This is a genomic window from Acetobacter sp., assembly GCF_052102375.1.
GTDB lineage: Bacteria > Pseudomonadota > Alphaproteobacteria > Acetobacterales > Acetobacteraceae > Acetobacter.
This window is the reverse complement of the sequence record NZ_JBQDXI010000010.1, coordinates 14,792-40,167: the sequence shown is the minus strand read 5'-3', so window position 1 is coordinate 40,167 and position 25,376 is coordinate 14,792. Positions and strand designations below refer to the sequence as shown.

Sequence of the window (25,376 nt, the reverse complement as noted above, 5' to 3'; positions counted from 1 at the left end):
AGGTTTCCGGCGGCCTCAATAAGGCCGGGACAGAGGGTGGCGCAAGTCATGATTAAGCGCCCTTGTCAGGCTGTAGCGGGGCGGGGGCCAAAAATGGCGGTCCCGACACGCACCAATGTGGCGCCCTGAGCAATGGCTTGTGGATAGTCAGCTGACATGCCCATGGACAGGACAGAAAGCCCATGAACCTGCGCCATGCTGCGCAAAAGCTGAAAGTGTGGCACCGGGTCCTGCTCTGCCGGTGGAATGCACATCAGTCCTTTCAGGCGGTCCCCAAACCGGGCGCGGCTGGCGCGGATAAAGGCATCTGCCTGCTCACGCGGGACACCAAATTTTTGGGGCTCGTCACCCGTATTCACTTCTATCAACAAGTCAGGCATCCGGCCTTCCGTGTCCGCTGCTCTGGCCAGTGCGTCTGAAAGGGCAGGGCGGTCAAGGCTTTCAATCATGTCTGCAAGCCGTACGGCGTCTCGTGCCTTGTTGGTTTGCAGGCCACCAATCAGATGCAGGCGAATATCCGGGTGGCTAGCCCGTAGTGCGGGGAATTTGGCAGCGGCTTCCTGCACCCTGTTTTCACCAAATATACGTTGGCCAGCCTTTATGGCTTCCTGCACGCTGGTGGCAGGGTGGAATTTGGAGACAGCCACCAATGTAATTTCAGAGGGGTCTCTGGCTGCGGCACGGGCAGCGGTATCAATCTGGGCGCGCACATGCGCGAGTCTGTCTGCCAGAAGGAGGGGAGTGACCATAAAATTACAGAGCTTCTCACATTCATGAATACAGGCACACCGCGCAGGGGCGGTGTGATGTCCATGATACTCTAGCTCATATTACGCCTGAAAGGCACCCTGCTTGCGCAGAGGCAGACTTCAGCCCTGTGCAGATGCACCATACGGGGTAATGAGAACAATTTTGCCGCTATGGTTGCCCTCTTCCAGCGCCTGATGCGCCGCCGCCGCATCAGCAAGCGGGTATGTTGCATGGATAAGCGGCCGGATTTGCCCTGCGGCAAGCAGAGGCCAGACATGTTCCTGTAACTGCCGCGCAATCAGGGTTTTGGCGGTGGCATCCCGTGCCCGGAGGGTGCTGCCAGTCACAACCAGACGTCTGGTCATAATCCGGGCCAGATCTGCCTTTTCCGCCTTTGCGCCACCTTGTAGAGCGATGATGACCAGTCGTCCGTCCTGCGAAAGGCTTTTGAGGTTTCGCTCCAGATAAGCACCACCAATCATGTCGAGAATAAAATTCACCCCTTTCCCGTCGGTCAGGGTTTTAATCTGTTCGGCAAAATCTTCTTCGCGGTAGTTTATGGCTTTGGCCCCAAGCTGTGTGCATAGGGCACATTTTTCAGCGCTGCCCGCAGTTACAAAAGCCTGACCGCCAAAGGCTTTGACAAGCTGGATGGCAGTTGTGCCTATGCCACTTGCTCCACCATGTATCAGCACCCGGCTGCCAGTGGCAGGAAGGCTAGGCATGAACAGGTTGGACCAGACGGTAAAATAGGTTTCCGGCAGCGCGGCAGCCTGCACGGCTGTGAAGTCTTTTGGCCACGGCAAGCACTGGCCTGCGGGCACAAGGCAGTATTCCGCATAGCCGCCACCGTTGGCTAGGGCGCAAACGCGGCTTCCTATGGCAGGCATGGTCTGCCCAGCAAGCGGTGCGCCACAGGCGGCAACTTCGCCCGCAATCTCCAACCCTAGTCGGGGGTTGGCGCCGGGTGGTGGCGGGTAGAGTCCTTGCCGTTGCATAAGGTCCGGTCTGTTCACGCCTGCGGCCATAACCCGCACCAGTACTTCGCCCCGGCCCGGTTGCGGGATGGGGAGCGTAGCAAGGAGCAGCACGTCTGGTCCCCCCGGTGCATCAAAGCATACGGCCTGTAATGTGGAAGGAACTGGATGGGCGGACGCAGGGGTCATGATGTGCTCTTGTGCTGTGTAAGCAGGCAAGCGCATCAAGCCGCATTTTGTTTCAAACCAAAAGAGTGTGCGGCTTCACGTCTTGGATAGGCCTTGCAGTCCGCACCCTTAAAACAGAATAAGTGTACAGAGTCCGCCAGTCAGGATCATGCTCCAGAATGTCAGCAAAATCATACGATGGCGGATTGTGGCGCGGGCCAGAAGCTGCATCAGCGGGTCAGGGGCTGTTTTGCCTTCTTCAGGCTGGGGGGATGTGTGCAAAGGTTGGACGGCTGTACGCTCAGCGGTTAGCTGGTAGGGGCTATTGCTGTAGCCCACACCTACGGTACGCATCAGGCTGGTTTTAAACTGTTCCAGTTCTTCTGTGCGGTACACCACGCGCCCGTCCAGCATACGGGCGGCGGGGGTGCAGCGCAGTGTGCGCAAAGCCCAGAAGGTTGTAGCATTTACCCCCAGATACCGCACGGCATCCTGCCGTGACAGAACCGGCCTGCCCGGAAAGCTGATCAGGAGCCCGGTTGAAGAGCCTGCGCTGTGCATAACATCTCCTTATCTCAGGGTTTTGTACGATGTGCAGGGTAGAAACGTCGTTATGTGTCCGTCTAGCCTACAAAATAACAGCATGATGCCTGTCTCAGAGTGACGGGAAGCTGTCTACAAGATCAAGGAAAATCTGGTCACTTTGTGCCATGTGGTGGGCTGCGGAGGCACCAGGGCGGGCAGGTAGTTCTCCAGCACGTGACAGTTCATCACGTATCAGGTTTTCGAGCGCAGGCAGGCGGGTGGTGTTGCCTAGTTCATGCGTGCGGGCTTTAGCCGCTACCAGACCGTTAATGTCATTTTTCAGGCTCTCTGAAAGCTCTGCGTGTTCCATCAAAGTCTGTAGGTTCATGGGCGGTCTCTGCTCCGGCGCCAGCCTGAGGCAGCGGATGGCAAGGGCCGGACGCAGGGCATAAAAATATTTCTTAACTGGAACGGGGCCGTCAGAAGACAACCAGCGTTCCGCGGCATTGCGGCCAAGGCTTGCGTAATGGTGAGCAAGGGCGCGGGCATCCAGTACATCATCAGCCAGCAGGGCCAGTTGGCGGATAACAGGATGATCCGTCCTGTAGCGAATGGGCGAGCTTATCCATTCACTGATAACAGCATTGGATTTAAGCAACAGCAGAAGCGCTTTGCGGATATCCCAGCCATTGAGGTCGATCTCCCCTTCAATCGGGGATTCAACAACATCCCGCCCGGACTGTAGCTTCAGGTACCAGTTGCGCGGACGTATGTAGAGAAACCGGATATCGTAATCGCTGTCGGGTGAGGGAAAGCCCCATGCGCGTGAGCCAGACTCAACAGCAAGAAGAATATGAATATTTTCCTGCTGTTCTAGCCCTGTGAGCCGATGAGCAATTTCGGTTCTGAGAGAGGGTGAGATAGGGTCCACAGTCATAAAAAACGCTTAGCCTTTGTGTTTTTCCCCCGCCAGTTCACGGCGGGTGCGCTCCAGTTCCTCAGCGTAACGGCGCAGCACGTATCGTTCGCTCAAAAGGCCCATCACCATACCCTCCTCGTTCACAACAGCCAGAGCCGGGCGCGTGGTGCGTTCAAAAGAATCTAACGCGACAGACAGGGAGGTACAGGGCGGCAACGTAATATCTCCTTCCTGCACAAGCTCCGTGACAGGAGTAGTGTCATTATACCGGCGGGAGTGGAGGGACACGTTTTCTATTATGCCAACATACCGGCGTTGTGCGTCCCGCAGCACAATATAGCGCGGCGTTGCACCGGGGTAGGCATCCCGCGCTTCTCCCACACTGGTTGTGGCGGAAAGCGTTGGCACTTCTGTACGCATCATGCGCTCAACGGTCAGGTTACGCATCCAACCAACGTCAACGCCAGACCGAATATTTTCGCCACGTAAATGGAAACGCCATGTTGCGAAGGAATAGCCAAACGTGCGCCGGACCGTCAGGGAAGATAGAATGGCGGACACCATGACCGCGCTGGTCAGGGGAAGGCTGCCTGTGGTTTCCAGTGCCAGAAAAATCATGGTCATGGGCCCACCAATGACCGCAACCGCTAACCCGCACATCCCCACTATGGCACATACGGAGACAGGTAGCGCCATGAGCGGGGACAGAACACCGGCAAACACAGCGCCAGTGAGCACGCCAAGATACAGGGAGGCAAAAAAGAGCCCGCCACGAAAACCCGACCCAATGGAAATAGCGGAGGCCAGAGCCTTTAACCCCAGTAACCCCAAAGCCAGCAGGAGAGGGGGCGTATTGAGCAACCCGGCCCGCATGGCCATGTGCCCGGAGGACAGCACGGAAGGGGAGACAAGAGCCAGAAGCCCAACAAGAGCACCGCCAACAGCAGGTTTTGACCAGACAGGTAGAGGGATTTTTGTAAAAATCCGTTCTGTAAGCGTTACGCCTTTCATGAGCGCAACCCCAACCAGCGCGGTTACAATGCCTAGTCCGGCAATAGGTAGAAACGCTATTGGCGGGATGCTCTCCGGCGCGGGAACCTGCACAGGCGGCAGCACCATGCCGGTTGTGTGTACGACACCGAGGGCAACGACCGATGCCAAAGCAATGGGGGCCAGAGCCGTAAGGGTATAAGTGCCGATAATCAGTTCAAACGCGTAGAACGCGCCAGCCAAGGGCGCATCAAAGGCAGCGCCGATAGCACCAGCAGCTCCGCAGCCTACAAGAAGCCGGACATCCGCCCGGTGCATGCGCAACTGTCGCCCAATGCGGGAGCCTAGTGCCGCCCCAAGCTGACTAAACCCGGCTTCAAGCCCCAGAGAGGCCCCACACCCATTTGACAATATGGTTTGGCAGGCAACCAGTGCGCTATCACGAAGAGACATCCGGCCCCCGTGCAGTGCATTGGCCTCTACCGGGTCAACAGGCCGGAAGCGTTTGCTCCGTGCCAAAGCGTAGCTGAACAGGCCAAGCAGAAGGCCACCTAGAGAGGGAACAAGCAGCGCCCGCACAGGGTCCACAGTCGCCAGACCAGATAACCGGCCTGTTGCGGGAGAGAGCAGATGATGGGCAAAAAGAGTAGTGCTCGTCATGATACTGACGACAGAGCCGGCAAGAATGCCTGTCAGGGCCGCAAGGGCAATCAGCCACAGGCTGTTGGTACGCACCAAGGCCCGCAAAGCTGCCAGAAAACGCGGCGGCGTGGTGTGGGTACGCATATGCTCCAGCAGGCCTGTCATGGGCGTGCCAGCATGGGCATGGGAAAGGCTACGCGGTGCATCACTGCACTATCATGCCTGTTCCCATCCGCCGGAGCAAAGGTATTCTTTCTTTAAAAAACCTAGGCTGGGGGCTGTGCTGCAAGAATACGCACTGCATCGTCAGCACTCAGCGTGTAGTGGAAGAAGGTTTTGTAAAAGTCCTGCACTTTCTGCGTCATGTTGACATCCTGAAACAGGGTGGGGTGAAGCTGCTTTGCGGCCCATTGTATCTGGAGCAATTCTTCATACCCATACCGGTCCCATGCAAAGACACCTTGCGGGCTGACAGCCCATTTGCCGTCCTGAAAGGCTTTAAGAGTGCGGAGAGGGGACGTTGCGTCCGGCGCGCCGCTGGCTGGGTCCAGAATAATGAAGTCCGGGTTCCATGCAGCAATTTGTTCAAAAGTGGTGGGGCGGTGGTTGCCGGTTACGGTGGCTACGTTGCGGCCGCCAGCGGTGGTAATCCAGCTATCAATCAGTGTGTCCGTACCGTCCACCTGCAAAGGGTTGAGTTTTGCAATATGCAGCACCCGTGGGCGTTGTGCAGCATCAAGCGGAGCCAGCCGTTCTTGAATATACTGCAACGTATTTTCCATGCTTTTGCGATACAGCGCCGCCGTGTCCCGTGCGTAGGGGGTGCCCAGTGCCTGTGCCGTCATGTCCAGAGACCGGAGCATGTCCGGCCACGTCACATAATGTGCGTTCAGCACGGTCAGGCCTTTGTGGCGGAGGGTTTCTGCCTGCCCCTGATCGGACACAAAAACCAGATCAATTTTACGGTTTAAAAGATCTTCAGGGTCTGCCGTGTTAGGGCGTACACCCGTTTTTGCCTGACGCAAGGCAGGAGCGACCTTGAAAAGCCATGGGCGGTCTTTCGGATTTTCTGCCGTAACCTTTATCTTGCTGGCAGCGCCTAGCATGACAAGGCTTTCGTTATGGGCAAACCATAAATCTGCAATGGCTGAGGGCGCATCCGGCACCTGCACAACCGTTCCGCCCATATCTGTTACCGGGCGGGCAAAGGCGCTGGTGCTGGCCAAGGCAGTACTCAGGCCCGCCATCAACCCGAGAGCCAGACTGGCGTTGCGTGTGGCGACCGCGCGTTGACAGATACCAAGCCAGAAAGATGAATATACCCGCATTACAGGCCCCTCATGACATTATAGCCGTATAGCATAAAATATAGAGAGGGGCTGAGCAACGGAAAGTCAGGCAATAACCGTGCGGTTACGGCGCCATGTATCTTCCAGCGCGTCTGCCGGGTCCTGATGGGTGTCACTCCATGCACCTTTCTGCTCCGGCGAATGCGCCAGTGCTTTCCATGCGCCAGTACCTGCCTGCCGTTCCAGCGTAACAGCCCATGATGGTGGAATACGGGTGAGCAAGCGCTCCATTTTTTGCCCGGAAGTCAGCGGTTTTGCGTAGTTATGCCCCACCTGATTGATCTCCTCACGTCCGACCTTCCAGAAGGATAAGGTCTCTCTTCAAACCCGATTTATATGGGGAGGGATGGGGGATGACTGCAACAGGGACCCATTAGGAAACAGGTGGTTATTTCCGTCTTGTTAGTCAGAACACATTAGAGTGTGGATTGATGGTAGAGCCGGAGCAGAGCTGTAATCAGCGTAATTGAGTGTAGAAGGCTGTTTAAAGAACCTTCAGAGTGCTTAGGATTTTCGTAACGATGTGGGTGGCTGGTGCTGTGGCATCAATTTCAACAGCCCGTTCATGCACTTCGGGTGGCTCCAGAGTGTTAATCTGGCTGGGGAGCAGGCTGGCGGGCATATAGTGACCTGACCTGCCAGTTACGCGTTTGAGCAAAGTGTCGTGGTCGGTCATAAGATGAATGAAAATGGGGTCCAGACCTGAGGCTCTCAGCACGTCACGGTAAGACCGTTTCAGAGCCGAGCAGGTCAGTATTGCCCCGCTGCCCGCCTGTGCACACTGTTCCAACCATGCGCGGCACTGGTTCAGCCACGGCAAGCGGTCTTCGTCAGTAAGGGGTGTGCCAGCGGTCATTTTTTGTACATTGTGGTGGGGATGCAAGGCATCCCCTTCCTGAAAAGGCCAGCCCAGTTCTTTATGTAAGCCTTTTGCAATGGTTGTTTTGCCACTACCCGAGACACCCATCACAACCAAAAGGCTTTTCTGCACATCCTGCATCATGGCCTGATCCGGCAGCTTTTATGGAGCGCTTTGTGTCGTCCGCTTATGTGTTGGTTCAAGGATTTTGATACCTTCAGGGCCAGCGGTGATGGTTTGTGTGGCCATGTGCAAAAACAGCCCATGCTCAATAACCCCAACAATGCCGTAAATGCTCTGGCTCAGGGTGTCCGGGTTTTCTATCGGACCAAAAACACAATCCATGATCAGGTTTTTTTCATCTGTCAGATAAAAAGACCCATCCCGGTGTTTGCGGGGGGCCACATGAGCGCCCAGACGTGCCAGACGGGTAGCAGCACTTTCCCAGCCAAAGGGGACAACTTCTACAGGGACAGGGCAGAGCATACCCAGATGCTCTACATATTTGCTGGCATCCGCAACAATGACCAACTGCTTTGCCGCAGCCGCGACTATTTTCTCACGCAGTAATGCGCCACCACGGCCTTTGACCAGATTGAGTGTGCCTGGTTCAATTTCGTCTGCGCCGTCAATGGCAATATCCAGGTCAGGATGTTCGCCAAAACTGGTTAGGGGAATGCCTTCTTCCCGTGCCTGTGCCTCAGTCGCATCGGACGTAGGAATTGCGCAGATACGCAGTCCTTCTTCCCGGATGCGGCGGCCCAGTTCAGCAACCACAAATGTCGCGGTGGAACCCGTCCCAAGTCCTACGGCCATACCGTCTTTTACCAGTGTGGCAGCCTGTATGGCGGCCTGTTGTTTGAATAGAGCGGCTGGGTCGAGCGGTTGGCCTGTCATGGTTTTGGTTCCTTAAAGTCTTTTTTGTTCGTTTCAGGCAGAGGGTGCGGCCGCAGTATCAAGCAGCCAGCGGACCTCGCCCATAGCGGTAATCTGGCTTGCTGGGCAGGATGGGTCTAGGGCGCGAACTTTGGCAACGGTCTCTTTTTTGCCAGCGCCTTCTACCAGAAACACGACATGTTTGCTGGCATGAATGGCCGGATAGGTGAGGGTAATGCGTGTGTAGGGGGCGACTGGGGGAATGCACGGAGCCACCCATGCCGTCTTTTCCTGCAACACTGGCTGGCCGGGGAAAAGAGAGGCCGTATGCCCATCAGCACCAAGGCCGAGAAGGTTGACATCAAACAGGGGCCTGTCAGCCTCAAAGCGGTCAGCCCCGTAAAACTGTTTCAATTGGGCTTCATAACTATGGGCTGCTTCTTCGGCAGTGCCTGTGCCAGCTATGGGGTAAATATTGGCTGCTGGTATAGGGGCTTTAGAAAAAAGGAGCCGCTGCAACATGCCAAAATTACTGTCTTTATGGTCATGCGGCAGAAAGCGATCGTCACCCAGAAAGAAATGCATGCGTGCCCACGGGAAGCGGCTGATGTAAGGTTCGGTCGCCATCAGGCTGTAAAGTGCCTGAGGCGTACTCCCGCCTGACAGGGCAAGAGCGAAGGGACCGCTGGTTTTGTTGAGCGCCTGCTCCAGCAACCAGTCTGCAAGGTGCCGGGTTGTGGCGGTCCGGTCCGCAAAAACCTCGACTGCTGCTGTACGGGTGTCATGTCCAGTCATGGTGTAGGGGTCCCCTTTTCTCATACAAAATGCTCAAGCCAGCGCACCACGCTGCTCTTGTTGGCATGTGGCTGTCCGATGTCAACAGAACAGGGGCAGGAAAGTAAGCTTGACGTGTTAGCCGGAATTAGTCGGCTCTTGTCGCGCGTGGCAGAATGAGTGTTTCCATAGCCTTTGACCAACCTTCCTGCTCATTGGTGGCAGTAATGAAATGAGCATGCGCTTTAACGGACGCACCTGCCTGCCCCATGGCAATAGCCAGCCCGGCAGCCTTGAACATTGGCAAGTCGTTATTCATGTCCCCAATGCACGCGACTTCCTGCGGGGAAATACCGTAAAAATCTGCCAACTGGCGTAGGGCATAGCCTTTGTTGGCATTGAGGGGGGTAATGTCCAGATACCACTGGGCGGAGCGTGCAACGCTGGCGCGCCCATCCAACAAGGCCCCGATTTCCATTTCCTGCCGGGTCAAGGCTTCGTAGTCAGCCGTTGATCCTGTTATTTTGCCCACGCCATCCAGATAAGCGTCAAAAGACGATACAACGGTGGGGTTCTGCCGCAGTGCGCGGCGTTCTGGCTCAACATAGGCCCCGCCAATATCCGTGGTCAGCCAGTCCCGACCGCGGAACAGCCAGGCGTCGATATCATGAACCTTCAGCATATCCAGCGTATCACGCATGACATCCGGCGTCAGGCTAAGCTGGGAGCGAATGGAGTGATCCGGGTTGAAAATGCTGCCGCCGTTCAGCGCGCCGTAAGGGGTGTCCAGTTTCGTGGCCTCAAGATACATCTCGATGCCGGAGGCAGGGCGACTACTGACCAGACATACCGGCACACCAGCTTGCCTAAGCGCTTCAATGGCGTCCAGCGTGTGGTGGGTAACCTGTTTTTCAGGGGTGAGGAGCGTGCCATCCATGTCGGACACAACCAGCTTGATTTTTGAAGCTGGAGCCGGGAGTGCAGCCAGAGTGGCGCTTTCGTTAACCATCATGAGGGCTGTACGCTCCTAAAAATCTGTAAGGGGCAGCCTGCCGGACTGTTTCTGCATCCGGCAGGCCGCCCTGTTTAATGTACCATGAAGTTACAATAAACGTGGCCTTAGACCAAAGGTTTACTCTTTGCTTTCAACGTGGCCACCAAAGCCGTACCGCATGGCGGAGAGCACTTTTTCTGCATAGGTGTTGTCAGAACGGGAGCGGAAGCGTGTGAACAGCGCAGCCGTCATGACGGGTACAGGCACTGCTTCTTCAATGGCGGCTTCAATGGTCCAGCGCCCTTCACCGGAGTCATTGACCTCACCGGAGAACTCGGACAGGTCGCCATTTTTGGTCATCGCCTGAGCTGTCAGGTCCAGCAGCCAGGATGAGACCACGCTGCCACGACGCCAGACTTCCGCAATATCTGCCATGTTCAGGGAGAAGCGTTCTTCTTCTGCCAGAAGAGGGGAGTCCTTGCGGTACATCACGTCAAAGCCTTCTGCGAAGGCCTGCATCATGCCGTACTCAATGCCGTTATGGACCATTTTGACAAAATGGCCTGACCCGGCGGGGCCGCAATACAGGTAACCCTGCTCCGCACGTGGGTCGAGATTTTTGCCTGAGTCACGTCCCGGTGTGCGGGGAATATCCCCTATGCCGGGTGCCAGAGCGGCCAGAATAGGGTCAATATGTTCAGCAGCGGCTTGCGTGCCGCCATACATCATGCAGTAGCCGCGTTCCAGACCCCAGACGCCGCCGGATGTCCCAACATCAACGTAATCAATGCCTTTTTCAGCCAGAAGTTTGGCGCGGCGAATATCGTCTTTGTAGTAGGTGTTGCCACCGTCAATAACGATATCACCAGCCTGCATCAGACCAGCCAGAGACATCACGGTTTCTTCCGTGATGTCACCCGCAGGTAGCATAGACCAGACAATCTTTTTGGGTCCGGACAGTTTGGCAACAACGTCTGCCAGACTGGTGGCACCTATTGCGCGGCCAGAGTCTGCGCGCTCAACAACTTTGCTCACGGCAGCGCTGTCGCGGTCATATACCACCACATCGTGCCCATGTCGTGTCAGGCGGACGGCAATGTTGCCGCCCATTCTACCAAGCCCGACGATGCCGATCTGCATCTTTTTATCCTTCTTGTCTGGTTATCACACTGCGGCGTGTATGGCCTGTGCCAGAGCAGCTAGCCCTGCTTTCAGGTCACCGCGAATGTGTACGCGCAGGGCGCGGCGGCCACGTTCGGCCAGTACGTCAAAGTCTCCGCGTGCCTGTGCGGCCTTTACCACCCCGAAGGAGTAGCTGGCGCCCGGCACAGGCAGGTCGTGCGCATCATCTGCCGTAATTTGCAGGAAAATACCACTATCGGGTCCGCCTTTATAAGCCTGACCGGTGGAGTGCAGGAAGCGCGGCCCAAACTCCGCTGCCGTGGCGACGGTTTTGGCATCCCGAATTTTCAAGCGGGTATGCTGGATCCATTCACGGGTGGCGGTGTCCCGTTCAATATAGGCCAGCAGACCTACGTAGTCGCCAGCTTTAACACGGTCGAAATGGGCTTTAAGCACGGCTTCAGCGCTGTCTCCTTTCAGGGCGGCAGCGTTCTTTTTGTCCGCAAAAAATGCAAACGGGCCAAATTCCGCAAAGGGCGTTTCCGCAGGCAAGCTGCCAGTTTCGTTGTAAGCGTCAGTCAGCTTGCGGGTTTCGATCTTGCTGGCTTCAACATCAGGCTGATCGAATGGATCAATCCCCAGGAAGGCACCTGCCACGGCCGTTGCTAGCTCCCAGCGGAAGAATTCCTGAGCAATCTGGCGCGTCGTGTGCAGCGTAATGGTTACGACAGGCTGTCCAGCGTCAATAAGCGTGGAGATTGCTTCATCCTGCTCATGACGGTGTTCAGGAGCCAGACGCAGATAAACGAACAGGCGGTCTGCACCATAGCGCTTGGGGCCACCCAGTGTTTCATCATCAATCGGGATGATGCCTTTGCCATGTTTGCCTGTGGATTCTGCCACAAGCTGTTCCATCCATGCACCGAAGTCTGCAATCTGCGGCGTGGCAATAACGGTCAGTTTGTCGCGGCCAAATTGAGTGGCTGCAACCCCCATGATGGTCCCCAGCAGCACGGCCGGGTTTTCTGCTGGCGGCACACTCGCATCCGCCGCCCGAACACCGCGCAGAGCATCTTCAAGGAATGGCTTGAGTGCAATGCCAGACGCAGCAGCAGGGACCAGACCAAAGTTGGACAGAACGGAGAAGCGACCGCCAATTTCAGGTTCGCCAGCAAAGATTTTCCAGAAACCGCTCTTTTTGGCGTGGGCTTCCAGCTTGGAGCCGGGGTCTGTGATGGCCACGAAATGAGAGCTAGCGTTCTCGCCCAACGCCTTTTGCGCAAGGTCATGGAAATAGGCCAGCATGATGTTTGGCTCAAGCGTGCCGCCGGATTTTGACGCCACGATAAAGAGTGTCTGTGCCGGGTCTATTTTTTTGGCATAAGTTGCAACCTGCTGTGGGTCCGTGCTGTCCAGCACATACAGGTGCCCAAATCCTTCATGCTTGCCAAAGGTCTCTGCCAGCACTTCCGGGCCAAGGCTGGAACCACCCATGCCCATAAGCAGAACCTGCTTGAAGCCACGGGCTTTGACCTCAGCCTGAAAGTTTTCAAGCTCGGCCAGGTGGGTCATACGGTCTTCAACAATGTCCAGCCATTTTAGCCATTTGGCTTCTGGCCCATTGGTCCAGACAGACGCATCTTTTGCCCAAAGTTTGCGGAGAGTGCCTGCTTTACGCCACTCTTCCAGTCCTTTCTGAATAGCAGCGTCAAGGTCTGCGGGCAGGGCGGCTTTGGTGCTGGTTAGCTTGTTGCCCAGCAGCGCTGTCTGTTTAGCAGCAACGGAACCAAGCAATGTATCAAAAGCCTGCTCAAAGGATGTTACGCCTTCGTCCACCAATGTGCTGGTGACACCCTCAAGATTCAGGCCAAGGCGCTCCGCTTCAGCCAGAATATGGCGGGCTTCGTCCACACCAGCAGTCAGTGTTTCAGCAACGGTGCCGTGGTCACGGAATGCATCCAGCGTTGCTGGGGGGACAGTGTTAACCGTGTGCGGGCCAATCAGGCTGTCAACATAGAGTACATCGCTATAGGCTTTGTCTTTGGTGCCGGTGGACGCCCAGAGCAGGCGCTGAGGCTGTGCGCCCGCGGCTTCAAGGGCTTTCCAGCGTGGGGTCTGAACAACATCCTGCCAATAAATATAAGCCAGCTTGGCGTTGGCAATGGCCACCTTGCCCCGCACGGCAGCAAGGGCTGCGGCTTCTTTGTCACCGGCCTTGATACGATGGTCGATTTCAGCGTCAATTTTGCCATCTATGCGGCTGACGAAAAAAGAGGCCACAGAGGCAACGCGGGAGAGGTCACCGCCCTTTTTGTGCAGGTCTTCAAGCCCGGACAGCCATGCTTCCACCACTGCTTTGTAGGCTGAGAGCGCAAAAATCAGCGTGACGTTGACGTTGATACCCGCAGCAATTGTTTGACGGATGGCGGGAATGCTCTCCGGTGTGGCCGGAATTTTAATCATCAGGTTGGGTTCGGCTACATCGGCCCACAGGCGTGCTGCCTCGTGTGCTGTGCCTTTTTCGTCCCGTGCCAGATAGGGGGAGACTTCAAGGCTTACGAAGCCGTCTTTTGCATCGGTGGCCTTGTACACCGGGGCCAGAACGTGCGCTGCTTTTTGAATGTCGTGTACTGCCAGTTTTTCGTACAACGTGCCGGGGGACACAATTTCATGCGCCAGAATAGACTTCATCTGTGCGTCATATTCAGTGCCTTCACCCATGGCTTTTTGGAAAATGGCGGGGTTGGAGGTCACGCCGCGTACATCATCTTCGGCAACAAGGCGTGCCAGAGACCCGTCTTCAACAAAGGAGCGACGAATGAAGTCGAGCCACGGAGACTGTTGAGCAGAAGCAAGAGCCTGTACCGGGTTAGCCCCTTTGTTGTGTGACGCGGTCATACACGATGTCCTTTTATTTTATTTAGTGTGTGGTCGCCCCGGAGTAGGGGGACGACCGTGCTCTATTATGGGAAGTACAAAAGCAACCTTTAGAAAAGTACCGTAATCAGCTTGCCTGACGGCGGGCTGCTTCCAGTACAGCTTCTGGTGTAAAGCCGAATTTTGTCATCAGCTTGGCTGCTGGAGCAGAAGCACCAAAACCACGCATGGCAATAATGTCGCCAGTCAGGCCAGCATAGCGGTCCCAGCCAATGGCGGAGGCTGCTTCAATGACGACGCGGCCCGTGATGCTAGGGGGCAGCACACTCTCACGGTAGGACTGGGGCTGTGCTTCAAATAGCTCCCAGCTTGGCATGGACACAACGCGAGCGGGAATGCCGTCAGCGCTGAGGGCTTCGTAAGCGGAAACTGCCAGAGAGAGTTCGCTGCCAGAGGCAATGAGAATAACTTTTGGTGTCTCTTTGCTATCGGCCAGAACATAGGCCCCTTTTGCTACGCCGGATGCAGGAGCATAGCGGTTGCGGTCCAGCGTAGGCAGGTTCTGGCGGCTGAGTGCCAGCGCGACAGGGCCGTCCTGCTTTGCAATAAGGAAGCGCCATGCTTCAGCAACTTCGTTGGCATCGCCGGGGCGTATGGTTGTCATGCCCGGTGTGGCCCGCAACTGCACCAGTTGTTCGATAGGCTGATGGGTCGGGCCATCCTCACCTACGCCAATGGAATCATGCGTAAAGACATAAGTGACTGGCTGATGCATCAGGGCCGCCAGGCGGATGGGCGCCTTCATGTAATCAGAAAAAATCAGGAACCCGGCGCAGAAGGGGCGTAGGCCATACAGCGCCATGCCATTTACAATGGCCCCCATGGCGTGTTCGCGCACACCAAAGTGGAAGTTACGGCCAGCGTAAGAGCCATTCCATTCTTTCGGCTGGAAGCTTTCTTCGCCTTTCAGCAGGGTTTTAGTGGATGGGGCAAGATCAGCAGAGCCGCCCAGAAGCCAAGGCAACTTGCTGGCGACCGCATTCAGCACTTCACCTGAGCTTGCGCGGGACGCAATGCCTTTTTCGCTGGCTTCGTAGGTCGGGATTGCTGAATCCCAGCCCTCTGGCAGCGTACCGCTGAATATGGCGTCCAGTTCAGCTGCCTGCTCAGGGTAGTCCGTCCGGTAGGATGCGAACAGCTTTCCCCACTCAGCGCGCGCTTTGGCACCGCGGGCACCAAGGCCTGCCTGCATGTGGGCCTGCACACCTTCTGGCACGTAGAAGTTTTTATCTTCCGGCCAGCCATACGCTTTTTTGGTCGCCTGAATTTCAGCATCGCCCAAAGGCTCGCCATGGGCCGCCGCGGTGCCAGCTTTGGTGGGAGCACCCCACGCAATAACGGAACGGACCAGAATAAAGGTTGGGCGTGTTGTATCAGCTTTAGCCTGCGCCAGAAGGTCTTTCAGGGCTGCTGTGTCGTTAGCGTCTGTCAGTTCCAGCACCTGCCAGCCATAGGCAGCAAAACGCTCGGCCACGTTTTCTGTCAGGGCAATATCGGTAGAGCCTTCAATGGAGATGCGGTTGGCATCATACATCCACACCAGGTTGCCCAGTTTGAGGTGGCCAGCGGTAGAGGCCGCTTCACCGGAAATGCCTTCCATCATGTCACCATCCCCGCACAGGGTGTAAACATGATGGTTGAACAGTTCAAAGCCCGGTTTGTTGTAGCGAGCGGCTAGCCATTTTTCGGCCATGGCCATGCCTACGGAGTTGCCACAGCCCTGACCGAGTGGGCCAGTTGTGGTTTCAACGCCTGTGGTGTGCCCATATTCCGGGTGGCCAGGTGTTTTGGAGTCAAACTGGCGGAACTGCTGAAGGTCTTCCAGTGTCAGGGCAGGGGCGTTTGTTACCTTGCCCTGTGTCACCTGACGCACACCAGCCAAATAGATCAGGGAGTAGATCAGCATGGAGGCGTGGCCAATGGACAGCACAAACCGGTCACGATTAGGCCAGAGCGGGTCTGCCGGGTCGTAATTCAGGACGTCCTGCCACAGTGTATAGGCAACCGGTGCCAGCGCCATGGCCGTGCCGGGGTGGCCGGAATTGGCTTTCTGCACGCCATCCATAGAAAGGGTGCGGATGGTATTGATACACAGGGTATCGAGAGTGGCCGTCCCGCCAGCTTCCGCACCGTGCGGTGCGCGGAGAGGGGTGGGAAATAAGGCGCGCATACTGACCTGTCCTCCAAAATGGGCGTTAATTGGCCCGCAAAAATAGCCAAAGGCACGGCAAACAGGGCTGCTTTTGCCCAAATGCCCTGTAAGCTTCCGCTGCAAGCGCACAATCACACGCTCAGGGACTACTCGGCAAGAGAAGACGGTGCTGTAGGCGCGGGATCTTTCTAAGTTAAGGGCCATAACGCCGTCGTCAGCCTTCTGTCCTGCGTCGCTCCCGCCCTGACCACAGGTCCTCATAATGTGTTTGTGTCATACGAACGTTTTTCAGCGGGAAGGGAGCATGATCTACATCTTCACATACCCGTGATCTCGCTTTGCAGCGGAGGTGTCGTCTATGGTTGGCTGGAAAAGAGAGAAACGCTGCACAGTCTGCTGCGTTTGCGCTATGACAGACATAACGGGACGAGGAGGGCAGACTAAGCCCCGCAGACCGTGCCGTGCCAGTAACCCACCAGATGCCCGGAGTGTGGCCCTATGACAGTAAACCCCAATCAGGACACAACACAGGCACCTGCTGGCGATTTTACGTCACAGCAGATTGAAGCCTTGTTCATGAACGCCGCCCGTGAAGGGGAGGCCGATCTGCTAACCAGTTTTCTTGAAGCTGGCATGAACCCGGATTTGCGCGCTGAAAAAGGCTATACCCCCCTCATTCTGGCGTCCTACAATGGGCATGTTGAAGCCGTTGCCACCTTGCTCAAACATGGCGCAAACCCGGATTTGCAGGACGAGAAAGGGGCCACAGCTCTGGCCGGGGTGGCTTTTAAGGGCTTCCTACCTATCGCGCATGTTTTGCTGGAGGCAGGGGCCGGGGTGGATGTCGCCAATGGCGTAGGCCGCACACCGCTTATGTTTGCTGTCATGTTTGGGCGTGATGATATGGCACGCTTTCTCCTTAAAGCCGGTGCCAACCCCACACGGCGGGATGGTGAGGGGCTGAGTGCGCTTGATCTTGCACAGCGTCAGGGCAACACGGTACTGGCCGCCGCCATGCAGGATATGGCCGCAAACTAAAGAGGGCTGCTAGAAAATAGACTCAAGGGTGGCTGGGCTTTTTCCGGCTAGTGCCTTACGCTAAGGGAACAAAGGCGGCCAACCGTGTTGAGCCGCCTGTTTTTTCTGCGCGGATAGTCACATGAGCCGTTTCTGGAGCCCCCTCGTTCACCGTCTTACTCCCTACGTGCCGGGGGAGCAGCCCAAGATGGCGGATCTTATCAAGCTCAATACGAACGAGTTTCCTTACGGTCCGTCCCCCCGCGCGCTGGACGCCATGCGCGCTGCTGCGGATGACACATTGCGCCTCTATCCGGACCCAACCGCGCTTGCCTTGCGCACAGCACTGGCAGAGCGTGTTGGGCTGACGGCTGAGAATGTCTTTGTTGGCAATGGGTCCGATGAAGTGCTGGCGCATGCGTTTCAGGCTTTTTTCAATCACGGTGACCCGCTGCTGTTCTCAGATGTCACATATAGTTTCTATAAAGTTTATTGCGGCCTTTATGATTTGCCCTACCGCCTTGTGCCTCTGACGGAGGATATGGCGGTGCAGGTAGAAGATTTCACAGGCCCCTGTAGCGGGGTGGTGGTCGCCAATCCCAATGCCCCGACAGGCACAGCCATAGGGCTGGACGCCATCAAACGGCTGCTTGCCATGCACCCTGACCGCGTTGTGCTGGTGGATGAAGCCTATGTCGATTTTGGGGCGGAAAGTGCCGTATCTTTGGTGAAAGAGCACTCTAACCTGCTGGTGGTACAGACTTTCTCCAAATCCCGCGCCTTGGCTGGTGCGCGTGTGGGCTTTGCCTATGCCCAGCCTGACCTGATTGAAGGTCTTGTACGGGTAAAGGACAGCTTCAATTCCTACCCGCTGGACCGTATTGCACAGGCAGGGGCTACGGCTGCTGTGCTGGACGAAGCATGGTTTCGCCAAGGGATTGAAAAAGTTATCTCTTCCCGCACCATGCTGTCTGCTGGCTTAACGGGTCTGGGTTTCGAGGTCTTGCCATCTCACGCCAATTTTGTATATGCTCGCCACGCTGACCGCGATGCAGCACAATTGGCCGCCAGCCTGCGGGAGCGTGCCATTATTGTTCGGCATCTGCGGGGTGAGCGTACGTCTTCGTGGCTGCGTATAACGGTCGGAACCGACCCGCAGTGCAACATGCTGCTCTCAGCCCTGCGGGACATCCTGCACCGCAACAGCTGAACCTTCACGCTCTTCCGCCCAGTATTTTGCCGGGTGGGGAAAGTGCGTGGACTTTGCATCAATATTCAGGGTGACACTTGTCCCTTGCCTGCCACGCAGACAGGGGGCCTATTTTTATGTGCTTTCTGGCAAATGCTGCTGCATTGCGGAAAGTTTTTGAGAGAGGGAGTCAATCTCATGCGGGCATTTCATGGTCAGCTTTCTGACAACCAGCCTATTCGCCGCAATCTGGCTGAAAAACAGAAGCAATTGCGGGACCTGAAAGAAACTCTGGCTAGCATGAAGTCTCACACGTCCCCTGCATTGCGGGACAGTGTGCGGAAACGGATTGCCCAGTTGGAAGCAGAAGTTACGGCTGCCCCCGCCCTTAAAAGTGGCCAGAAGCCTTCTGAAGCACGCACTGGCACAGCACGCACTGGCGGGGCAGCAGCAGGGCAGGCGCGCCGCCCTATGCGGTCGCGTTGAGTATCGCCTGCGAAGGTAGGAGTTTGTAACATCCACCACCCGTGATATGTAGCGGGCGAATCTACAACGGTCTGACAGTGTGGTGCTCTGCTTACGGTAACACCTGTCAGATCATTTCATCTTGGGTCGTCATTTCGGACAGCAGGGAGTTGAGTGATGGCCGGAACCACCTCATCCACCATGCCGGATCTTGTTTCTGAAGGCGGCACGCTTTTGCGGGATGGCCTGATCTGGGCCATTTTCTGCCGCGTAGGGCATGAACCGATTGAACTTGAGCGGGACGTTGTCATGCAACGTCTTGCGACAGGTGCCTTCCCGCAGCCCTATGCCGATATGGAAGGCTGGGCCTGGCTGCACTTTGATATTGTGCACACCCTCTCCCGCGCGCAGATTGAGAGTATCCCTTCGTTGCCGGAAGAAGTACGGCAGGTTCTGACCAATCTGGAACGCAGTATTCGTCTGGATAATGAAGACGAAACAGTATTCGGTGCGCTACCAGCCTTTGACGACACCACGACGGATGATGACCGGAATGTCAGCACATGGCGCTTTGCCTTGCAGCCTGACCTGCTGGTTACAACCCGCAGGCACCCCATCCCGGCGTTGGGCGTAGTGTTTCACGAACTCCAGCGCGGCCTTATTCCACGCTCTCCCGCCAAGCTGGTTGACCGTGCGTTGCTGGAATTTGCGGACACGCTGCGCCGTGACTTCGCCCGTTTGGATGACCAGCTCGACCGAGCCGAAGACGTGCTGCTGATGCTTGACCGGGATACAGATCTTGGCCGTATGAGCAGCCTGCTGGGCGTTGTACGGCGGCGCTCAACAGAATTACGGCGTGTCTTGGCCCCTGTAGACCGTATCTTCCGGGATGAAGAGCTGGAACTGCCTGAATGGGCGGAAGATGACCTGCGCGACCGTTCCCAGCGGCAGGTTCATGCAGCATTGGATGACCTTTTGGCCCTTCAGGACCGTGCGCGTTCCTTGCAGGATGAACTCACCTCCAATCAGGCGGAAGAAACCAACAGGCGCCTGTATATCGTGTCGGTTGGTACAACCCTTATGCTGCCAGCAACGTTTGTGACCGGTTTTTTTGGCATGAACACGGGTGGTATGTTTCTGACTGATGGATCGTGGGGCACGGTGGAAGCCGGGGGGTTCTGCTTCATTATTATGCTCGGGACATGGTTTGTCCTGAAGCTGACCAAGCTTCTGTAAAATACGAGTCCACAAGCGTGGGGCTACTCGGCTGCTCTGTAAACTGTTGGGTAAGTGTGCCTGCCGGTGTTGGTGGGGTAGTACCAAACAGGAGCTTCAAAACAGGTGATTAGAAGAAAGTCGGCTGGTCACGCAGTGCGCGAATGAAGAAAAGTTGCGCAGACCAAGCGTTAATCTTTTATGAAATACCTTTGGCGGCTGATGATTTTTGCCAGCTTACGCGCTTAATACGCGGGTCTTAACTTTTGTTATGGTCCCACATGCTGCATTTTGCTCCTTATTCAGCGATGTCTTTGCTCGCGCTGGCCGTCTGCTTTTTGCTGGTATGCGTTTTTGAATTCGTGAATGGTTTTCACGATACCGCTAACGCAGTTGCCACTGTTATTTATACTCATTCCCTCAAGCCTAAAGTTGCCGTGCTTCTGTCCGGCTTCATGAACTTTGTAGGGGTTCTGGCAGGCGGTATCAGCGTGGCATATGGCCTTGTTGAATTGCTGCCAGCGGATGTTCTCTCTCCACCAAACGGGGACCCTGCCGTTCCAATGCTGATAGCCCTGTTTGGCACGGCACTGGCATGGAACCTGTTTACCTGGTGGTTTGGTATTCCCAACTCCAGCTCACATTGCGTGATTGGGGCCCTTATTGGTGTTGCTGTGGGGGATGCCCTTTTACATACACGGTCGATCGGGAATAGCGTTGACTGGTCTCAGGTTTGGAAAGTTCTGACCACGCTGGCCATTTCTCCTCTTCTAGGCCTCATTGGTGCAGGGATTCTCTACACCCTGATGAAAATTTTCATCAAAGACCCAGAATTGTATCAGCCGCCACAGGGTGAAAAGCCTCCGCATAAGTTTGTACGTGGCCTGCTTATCATGACCTGCACAGGCGTGAGCTTTTCCCATGGCAGTAACGATGGGCAGAAAAGCATTGGCCTGATTATGCTGACCATCATTGGTATTCTTCCGGCAACTTTTGCCCTTAGTCCCAATGCAGCACCCCACATTGCCCAGATTGCACCGCAAGCTGTGATCGCAGCCCCCCTGATTGACAAGTACGATCATGATGGCCTGCGGGACGAAGCTGTGGCATCTGTTGCACGGTTGCAGAGCACAGACCCCACAAAGGTTGTGCCGTCCATGCTGCGCGCAGACATTTATGAAGTCATTGCTGGCCTGAAGGCTGTGGCGTCTAACCCGCAGGCAACGGCTGAAGAAAAGAAGACAGCCAAAACCATCAGCGGCGTTCTGCGTCCGACTGTTGAATATGCACCATGGTGGGTCCGTCTCCTGAGCGCTCTTTGCCTGGGTATTGGTACCATGGTGGGGTATAAGCGTATTGTGCATACGCTGGGTGAAAAGATTGGTAACACCCATCTGACACCTGCTCAGGGTGCATCGGCTGAGTTGGTCGGCGCAGGGCTTATTGCGACTGCGGGTTACACGGGTCTACCTGTGTCCACCACTCACATCATTACCGCAGGTATTGCGGGTACAATGATTGGGTCAGGGAGTGGTATTAACCCAGCCATGCTGACCAAAATTGCGCTGGCCTGGGTTTTCACCCTGCCTATTACCGTAACAATTGGCGCATGCCTGTTTTATGTCATGAGCATGTAACGAGTACCGGCACCCGGAAGCGCCATGTTCAGGTGCTTCGGGGTGCCAAAAGAATAATGAAAGCCCCAAAAAGACAAATGGCCGCTCCAAAGAGTTCCCATTTATCAGGGGAGCGGCCTTCAACCAGACGCATCCAGAGTAGGGATGCCGTAATATAAACACCGCCATACGCAGCGTACGCTCGGCCAGCACTATCGGCATCAATACGGGTAAGCAGCAGGGCAAAAACTGCAAGGCTGCACAGCCCCGGCAGAAGCAACCAGGCTGACTTTCCCTCTTTCAGCCAGAGCCACGCTGCAAAACAGCCCGCTATTTCAGCAAAGCCAGCCAGAATATAAATCATCAAAGGTTTGAGAAGCAGCATCAACGGTGCTCGCCTGTAAAGGTACTACTCGTCTGCGCCGGTGGCGGCACGGTAGGCTGCCAGAACCTCGTGTGTTGGCCCGTCCATGTGAATATGGCCACCATCCATCCAGACCAACCTGTTGCACCATGTTTCCAGTATGTTCAGGGCGTGAGAGGTAATGACCAGAATATCCGTCCCGCCCACTACGGCGTGCAGGCGCTTGGCAGCCCTTTCCTGAAAATGGGCATCCCCCGCCATAAACCATTCATCCATGAGCAGAATTTGGGGGGTGGTGGCGGTCGCCAGACCAAACCCCAGACGGACTCTCATGCCGCTGGAATACAGCCTGACAGGTAGGTCCAGAAACTCTTCCAATTGAGCAAAGGCCTCAACATCTTTTTCAAGCTGTTTGATCTGGCGTGGGGTCAGCCCTTTATGTAACCCGACAAGAGCAATATTTTCGCGTCCTGTCAGGTCTTCGCTCATGCCGGAATTTACATCCAGCAGGGTCGCAACCTGTCCTTGAATATGCACGTTGGGGGCATCTGGCATATAAATACCAGCCATGACCCGGAGCAGTGTCGACTTGCCGGCCCCGTTGTGACCAATCAAACCAACCCGTTCCCCTGTCTGAATATGGAGCGAAATATCGTTAAGGGCTTGAACCTCTACAGTCCCATTTTCTGCTTTTGAGAGCGTAACTTCGCCGCCCGTCCGCTTCTTGGCTGTGGGTGCCAAAATAGATCGGCCGCGTTTGAGCAGCATTTTTTTGAGAGAGCGGGCTCCCCCATGGAAAATGGGGAAGGAGAGAGAGAAATTCTCAATATCAATGCTGGAGCGAGTGTGTTTCTCTGCCTGTGTGGGAGGGGGAGAAGAAGTACTCATACCCAGAACGCCAGTCTGCTACGGGACCGAGCGAACGATATAAAAGCGATCACGCTTAAAGTGGCGCTGAATCCCAAAGAAATTATCCAAGCTGTTTCTGTTGGTACTTGCCCCAGGAAAGGGCGTCGTACAATTTCAAACAGGGAGTAAAACGGGTTGAAATATAACCACCACGCGCCGTCTTTCAACTGCTTGGGCTCCCAGATGATGGGGGTTACATAAAACAGAATTTGCAAAATACTGCCCACAATAGGGGGTACGTCACGGAAACGTGCGCCTACAGTCCCCAGGAGCAGGCACCAGGCCACGCTGTTGAAAAGCCAGAGCGCCATAGCTGGCACGGCTAAAAGCACAACACTTCCCGGCCATACGCCAAAAACAATGAAAACGACAATTGGCACAATAACTGTGTAGCCCAGAATCAAGCCGCACCGGATAGTGGTCCGCAGCGCTTGCACCGTATAGGGCATTGTGACTGAGCGGATGCTGTCTGCTGCCCGCGTGAAGGTGGAACAGCTTTCCTGCACAAGCGATGAAAGGCCATTTTGCCACAGAATCATCGAAATTGAGAGGTATGGTAAATAGTCTTTAAGTGTCAGATGAAAAAGCTGCGAATAGATCATGCCCATGGCAGCAATCATGATTGCCGTTGTCAGCGTGAGCCAAAAGGGGCCGAGCGTGGAACCACTGAACTGTAGTCGCACATCCAGCCATCCGAGTTTTGTGGCGAGCCGCCAGAGTTTGAACGAGTCCGCAATATCCTGTGAGGCCATGCCGAATCGGGATTTAAGCCTGCGCTTTGTGGCTGGCGGTTTGGGTTCGGCGCCGTGTGGGTTCGGCGTTGCAGCCAGCAGAGTGCCAGATGAAAAAGCAGGATCAGTAGCAGGAGTGTTCAAGGTCATGTTCTCTCGCCTATCCGATCAGGCTTTTAGCCGCAACCGTTTGTCCAGCGGGATCATACGGACGGGCCAGTTCATGTTGCACGGCAAGGGCAGCCGTTATAGATATTTAAAAGATTTTCTTACCATAGACTCTCGGGAGCGCTTCCGGTCTGTCCGGTACGAGTACTCCTCGTCTTTAAGGCAGGGCGTATGCAAGCCATGATAACCGGGCTAAAAATCCAAATTCAGACTGTCTCAGCACAGTCAGGGCGTAAGGTGTTGCGTCGTCTTGTGCGTACCACCCCTGTGCTGGGCCTGCTTGGTTTTCTGGCGGCATGCGCCGGGCAGCCCACGGGTGGCCCATCGGTTCCCGTGGCAGAAGAAGCAGCCCAATATCGCGCCCACGCGCGCTCCTATTATGCCCCGCCCGGCCCGCCGGAAGATCCTTGGGGTCCCTACATTCAGGAGGCGGCTAAGCGCTTTGACGTGCCGGAAGTGTGGGTGCGTGCCGTCATGCAGCAGGAATCAGGCGGAAGGCTGTTCCACAACGGTAGCTTTGTCACCTCTGCGCCCGGCGCTATGGGTTTGATGCAGCTTATGCCCCCCACTTATGATGAAATGCGCGCGGCCTATAACCTTGGCTCAGATGCTTATGAGCCGCATGACAACATTATGGCTGGCACCGCCTATTTGCGGCAGATGTATGATACCTATGGCTCTCCCGGTTTCTTGGCGGCTTACAATGCAGGGCCGGGCCGTTTGGAAGACTTTATTACCCGCAACCGTATTTTGCCGCGTGAAACACGTAACTATGTGGCGGCAATTGGCCGGAAAATAGTTGGGATCTCCCCGGCTAACAGATCACAGGCGGATATTCTGGTTGCCAGTCATGACTCCATGGCACAGTCTTATCAGCCTGTTCTGACCAATAGTGCTACCAGTGCAGTGAGCACAGCTTGGGCAAACCGTTCTGCAGGGGGCGCAGCCACGCAGCCCGTGCAGGTTGCCAGCGCTGGTACCGGCGCGGGTACCTCAACTTACGGTGCTGACTGGCACCCGCTAGCGCGTAACACTGCCACCACAACAGCGCGGAACGATGTCAGTTCCGTCTGGGCGAAGCGTCTTGCGGCTGACGGACAGGCAGCCCCTTCAGCCTCTGCGCCGGTACAGGTTGCCCAAGCGGTTGATGCCTCTGATCCTGTGCCCAACCCCTCTGAGGACACATCGTCAGACGATGCCGTGGCGTCTGATAATGCGCCCGTCCTGCGTGTAGCTGCAGTTACAACGCCACAGCAGCAGGCTCCTGTAACGCCACCAACCGGTAAGCATTTACACCTTGTTTCTCCAGCAATGGCTGAGCCTGCCCCGTTGCAAAGCAGTAGGATGAGAGCCAACACCCCTAAAAACTGGGCCATTCAGGTGGGAGCTTTCGGGTCGGCGTCACTCGCCCAGCAGGCAACTGGGCATGCCAAAACAAAAGCAAGCAGTGCCTTGTCCGGCGCTAAAGCGCAGGTCGCTACGGTTCAGGTTAAAAAGAGCCGTTTGTATAGGGCTCGTTTAACAAACCTGTCTCATGATGATGCAGTCGCAGCCTGCCGTAGCCTGAGTGGGTGTGTGGTGGTGTCGCCAACATCCCAATCCTGACTACTGCGAGGCACTACCTCCTGAAAAATGGCGCTTTAAGCGCCATTTTTTGTAAGGAGTATC

General features: G+C 55.8%; 23 protein-coding genes. 6 read left to right on the top strand and 17 right to left on the bottom strand.

Going from position 1 to position 25,376, the window contains the following annotated elements:
- Positions 1 to 65 precede the first annotated feature (65 nt).
- The 14 genes from ACTIDN_RS06225 to tkt all read right to left on the bottom strand — a co-directional run bounded on the left by ACTIDN_RS06225 (position 66) and on the right by tkt (position 16,052).
- Positions 66 to 749, bottom strand: a complete 684-nt coding sequence (locus ACTIDN_RS06225) for a YggS family pyridoxal phosphate-dependent enzyme (protein ID WP_441376372.1) — start codon at positions 747 to 749, stop codon at positions 66 to 68.
- 120 nt (positions 750 to 869) lie between these two features.
- A complete protein-coding gene (locus tag ACTIDN_RS06220) occupies positions 870 to 1,916 on the bottom strand; it encodes an NAD(P)H-quinone oxidoreductase (RefSeq protein ID WP_441376371.1) in 1,047 nt (348 codons plus the stop codon).
- A gap of 108 nt (positions 1,917 to 2,024) precedes the next feature.
- Complete coding sequence (locus tag ACTIDN_RS06215) at positions 2,025 to 2,456, bottom strand: hypothetical protein (protein WP_441376370.1); 432 nt, start codon at positions 2,454 to 2,456, stop codon at positions 2,025 to 2,027.
- A gap of 94 nt (positions 2,457 to 2,550) precedes the next feature.
- Positions 2,551 to 3,357, bottom strand: coding sequence for a nucleotidyltransferase domain-containing protein (locus tag ACTIDN_RS06210; RefSeq protein ID WP_441376369.1), 807 nt, complete (start codon positions 3,355 to 3,357; stop codon positions 2,551 to 2,553).
- Between the two features lie 9 nt (positions 3,358 to 3,366).
- Entirely contained in the window at positions 3,367 to 5,136 is a 1,770-nt protein-coding gene (locus ACTIDN_RS06205) for a chloride channel protein (protein ID WP_441376368.1), read from the bottom strand.
- A gap of 101 nt (positions 5,137 to 5,237) precedes the next feature.
- Positions 5,238 to 6,299: an ABC transporter substrate-binding protein gene (locus ACTIDN_RS06200; protein WP_441376367.1), complete on the bottom strand. Its 1,062-nt coding sequence runs from the start codon at positions 6,297 to 6,299 to the stop codon at positions 5,238 to 5,240.
- Positions 6,300 to 6,365: 66 nt separating this feature from the next.
- The gene (locus ACTIDN_RS06195; RefSeq protein ID WP_441376366.1) at positions 6,366 to 6,593 is read right to left on the bottom strand and encodes a hypothetical protein; all 228 of its coding nucleotides are present in this window, start codon (positions 6,591 to 6,593) and stop codon (positions 6,366 to 6,368) included.
- 211 nt (positions 6,594 to 6,804) lie between these two features.
- Positions 6,805 to 7,323, bottom strand: coding sequence for a gluconokinase (locus ACTIDN_RS06190; RefSeq protein WP_441376365.1), 519 nt, complete (start codon positions 7,321 to 7,323; stop codon positions 6,805 to 6,807).
- An 18-nt stretch (positions 7,324 to 7,341) separates the two neighbouring features.
- Entirely contained in the window at positions 7,342 to 8,076 is a 735-nt protein-coding gene (gene rpiA, locus ACTIDN_RS06185; protein WP_441376364.1) for a ribose-5-phosphate isomerase RpiA, read from the bottom strand.
- Between the two features lie 33 nt (positions 8,077 to 8,109).
- The gene (gene pgl, locus ACTIDN_RS06180; RefSeq protein WP_441376363.1) at positions 8,110 to 8,850 is read right to left on the bottom strand and encodes a 6-phosphogluconolactonase; all 741 of its coding nucleotides are present in this window, start codon (positions 8,848 to 8,850) and stop codon (positions 8,110 to 8,112) included.
- A gap of 127 nt (positions 8,851 to 8,977) precedes the next feature.
- Positions 8,978 to 9,841 carry a Cof-type HAD-IIB family hydrolase gene (locus tag ACTIDN_RS06175; protein WP_415507228.1) on the bottom strand — a complete coding sequence of 288 codons (864 nt, stop codon included), beginning with the start codon at positions 9,839 to 9,841 and terminating at the stop codon, positions 8,978 to 8,980.
- 120 nt (positions 9,842 to 9,961) lie between these two features.
- The gene (gene gnd / locus ACTIDN_RS06170) at positions 9,962 to 10,963 is read right to left on the bottom strand and encodes a phosphogluconate dehydrogenase (NAD(+)-dependent, decarboxylating) (protein ID WP_441376362.1); all 1,002 of its coding nucleotides are present in this window, start codon (positions 10,961 to 10,963) and stop codon (positions 9,962 to 9,964) included.
- A 24-nt stretch (positions 10,964 to 10,987) separates the two neighbouring features.
- Complete coding sequence (locus ACTIDN_RS06165) at positions 10,988 to 13,843, bottom strand: bifunctional transaldolase/phosoglucose isomerase (protein WP_441376361.1); 2,856 nt, start codon at positions 13,841 to 13,843, stop codon at positions 10,988 to 10,990.
- 106 nt (positions 13,844 to 13,949) lie between these two features.
- Positions 13,950 to 16,052 carry a transketolase gene (gene tkt / locus ACTIDN_RS06160; protein WP_441376360.1) on the bottom strand — a complete coding sequence of 701 codons (2,103 nt, stop codon included), beginning with the start codon at positions 16,050 to 16,052 and terminating at the stop codon, positions 13,950 to 13,952.
- Positions 16,053 to 16,532: 480 nt separating this feature from the next.
- Between tkt and ACTIDN_RS06155 the strand changes: the two genes are divergently transcribed.
- The 5 genes from ACTIDN_RS06155 (at position 16,533) to ACTIDN_RS06135 (ending at position 21,557) form a co-directional block, all read left to right on the top strand.
- Complete coding sequence (locus tag ACTIDN_RS06155; RefSeq protein WP_441376359.1) at positions 16,533 to 17,072, top strand: ankyrin repeat domain-containing protein; 540 nt, start codon at positions 16,533 to 16,535, stop codon at positions 17,070 to 17,072.
- A gap of 121 nt (positions 17,073 to 17,193) precedes the next feature.
- Positions 17,194 to 18,261, top strand: coding sequence for a histidinol-phosphate transaminase (gene hisC / locus ACTIDN_RS06150; protein WP_441376358.1), 1,068 nt, complete (start codon positions 17,194 to 17,196; stop codon positions 18,259 to 18,261).
- 177 nt (positions 18,262 to 18,438) lie between these two features.
- On the top strand, positions 18,439 to 18,726 hold the full coding sequence (locus tag ACTIDN_RS06145) for a hypothetical protein (protein WP_441376357.1): 288 nt from the start codon (positions 18,439 to 18,441) through the stop codon (positions 18,724 to 18,726).
- A 156-nt stretch (positions 18,727 to 18,882) separates the two neighbouring features.
- Positions 18,883 to 19,941 (top strand): transporter, encoded by a 1,059-nt coding sequence (locus ACTIDN_RS06140; RefSeq protein WP_415507235.1) that lies wholly within the window; start codon positions 18,883 to 18,885, stop codon positions 19,939 to 19,941.
- A gap of 260 nt (positions 19,942 to 20,201) precedes the next feature.
- On the top strand, positions 20,202 to 21,557 hold the full coding sequence (locus ACTIDN_RS06135) for an inorganic phosphate transporter (RefSeq protein ID WP_441376356.1): 1,356 nt from the start codon (positions 20,202 to 20,204) through the stop codon (positions 21,555 to 21,557).
- Positions 21,558 to 21,585: 28 nt separating this feature from the next.
- On the opposite strand, the gene ACTIDN_RS06130 is transcribed toward ACTIDN_RS06135, so the two are convergent.
- Genes ACTIDN_RS06130 through ACTIDN_RS06120 form a run of 3 tightly spaced genes read right to left on the bottom strand, consistent with a single transcriptional unit; the run spans position 21,586 to position 23,690 of the window.
- The gene (locus ACTIDN_RS06130) at positions 21,586 to 21,921 is read right to left on the bottom strand and encodes a YnfA family protein (protein WP_441376355.1); all 336 of its coding nucleotides are present in this window, start codon (positions 21,919 to 21,921) and stop codon (positions 21,586 to 21,588) included.
- A gap of 24 nt (positions 21,922 to 21,945) precedes the next feature.
- Positions 21,946 to 22,788 (bottom strand): ABC transporter ATP-binding protein, encoded by an 843-nt coding sequence (locus tag ACTIDN_RS06125; RefSeq protein ID WP_441376354.1) that lies wholly within the window; start codon positions 22,786 to 22,788, stop codon positions 21,946 to 21,948.
- Positions 22,785 to 23,690: an ABC transporter permease gene (locus ACTIDN_RS06120; RefSeq protein WP_415507239.1), complete on the bottom strand. Its 906-nt coding sequence runs from the start codon at positions 23,688 to 23,690 to the stop codon at positions 22,785 to 22,787. Before ACTIDN_RS06120 ends, ACTIDN_RS06125 begins: the two co-directional genes overlap by 4 nt.
- Before the next feature lie 198 nt (positions 23,691 to 23,888).
- Here ACTIDN_RS06120 and ACTIDN_RS06115 point away from each other — a divergent pair, with 198 nt between their 5' ends.
- Positions 23,889 to 25,313 (top strand): transglycosylase SLT domain-containing protein, encoded by a 1,425-nt coding sequence (locus tag ACTIDN_RS06115; RefSeq protein WP_441376432.1) that lies wholly within the window; start codon positions 23,889 to 23,891, stop codon positions 25,311 to 25,313.
- Positions 25,314 to 25,376 lie beyond the last annotated feature (63 nt).

Bases quoted from the DNA above. Each gene is read 5' to 3' on its own strand.
- ACTIDN_RS06225 (WP_441376372.1), bottom strand. From the start codon at position 749: ATGGTCACTCCCCTCCTTCTGGCAGACAGACTCGCGCATGTGCGCGCC.
- ACTIDN_RS06220 (WP_441376371.1), bottom strand. From the start codon at position 1,916: ATGACCCCTGCGTCCGCCCATCCAGTTCCTTCCACATTACAGGCCGTA.
- ACTIDN_RS06215 (WP_441376370.1), bottom strand. From the start codon at position 2,456: ATGCACAGCGCAGGCTCTTCAACCGGGCTCCTGATCAGCTTTCCGGGC.
- ACTIDN_RS06210 (WP_441376369.1), bottom strand. From the start codon at position 3,357: ATGACTGTGGACCCTATCTCACCCTCTCTCAGAACCGAAATTGCTCAT.
- ACTIDN_RS06205 (WP_441376368.1), bottom strand. From the start codon at position 5,136: ATGACAGGCCTGCTGGAGCATATGCGTACCCACACCACGCCGCCGCGT.
- ACTIDN_RS06200 (WP_441376367.1), bottom strand. From the start codon at position 6,299: ATGCGGGTATATTCATCTTTCTGGCTTGGTATCTGTCAACGCGCGGTC.
- ACTIDN_RS06190 (WP_441376365.1), bottom strand. From the start codon at position 7,323: ATGATGCAGGATGTGCAGAAAAGCCTTTTGGTTGTGATGGGTGTCTCG.
- rpiA (WP_441376364.1), bottom strand. From the start codon at position 8,076: ATGACAGGCCAACCGCTCGACCCAGCCGCTCTATTCAAACAACAGGCC.
- pgl (WP_441376363.1), bottom strand. From the start codon at position 8,850: ATGACTGGACATGACACCCGTACAGCAGCAGTCGAGGTTTTTGCGGAC.
- ACTIDN_RS06175 (WP_415507228.1), bottom strand. From the start codon at position 9,841: ATGATGGTTAACGAAAGCGCCACTCTGGCTGCACTCCCGGCTCCAGCT.
- gnd (WP_441376362.1), bottom strand. From the start codon at position 10,963: ATGCAGATCGGCATCGTCGGGCTTGGTAGAATGGGCGGCAACATTGCC.
- ACTIDN_RS06165 (WP_441376361.1), bottom strand. From the start codon at position 13,843: ATGACCGCGTCACACAACAAAGGGGCTAACCCGGTACAGGCTCTTGCT.
- tkt (WP_441376360.1), bottom strand. From the start codon at position 16,052: ATGCGCGCCTTATTTCCCACCCCTCTCCGCGCACCGCACGGTGCGGAA.
- ACTIDN_RS06155 (WP_441376359.1), top strand. From the start codon at position 16,533: ATGACAGTAAACCCCAATCAGGACACAACACAGGCACCTGCTGGCGAT.
- hisC (WP_441376358.1), top strand. From the start codon at position 17,194: ATGAGCCGTTTCTGGAGCCCCCTCGTTCACCGTCTTACTCCCTACGTG.
- ACTIDN_RS06145 (WP_441376357.1), top strand. From the start codon at position 18,439: ATGCGGGCATTTCATGGTCAGCTTTCTGACAACCAGCCTATTCGCCGC.
- ACTIDN_RS06140 (WP_415507235.1), top strand. From the start codon at position 18,883: ATGGCCGGAACCACCTCATCCACCATGCCGGATCTTGTTTCTGAAGGC.
- ACTIDN_RS06135 (WP_441376356.1), top strand. From the start codon at position 20,202: ATGCTGCATTTTGCTCCTTATTCAGCGATGTCTTTGCTCGCGCTGGCC.
- ACTIDN_RS06130 (WP_441376355.1), bottom strand. From the start codon at position 21,921: ATGCTGCTTCTCAAACCTTTGATGATTTATATTCTGGCTGGCTTTGCT.
- ACTIDN_RS06125 (WP_441376354.1), bottom strand. From the start codon at position 22,788: ATGAGTACTTCTTCTCCCCCTCCCACACAGGCAGAGAAACACACTCGC.
- ACTIDN_RS06120 (WP_415507239.1), bottom strand. From the start codon at position 23,690: ATGACCTTGAACACTCCTGCTACTGATCCTGCTTTTTCATCTGGCACT.
- ACTIDN_RS06115 (WP_441376432.1), top strand. From the start codon at position 23,889: ATGATAACCGGGCTAAAAATCCAAATTCAGACTGTCTCAGCACAGTCA.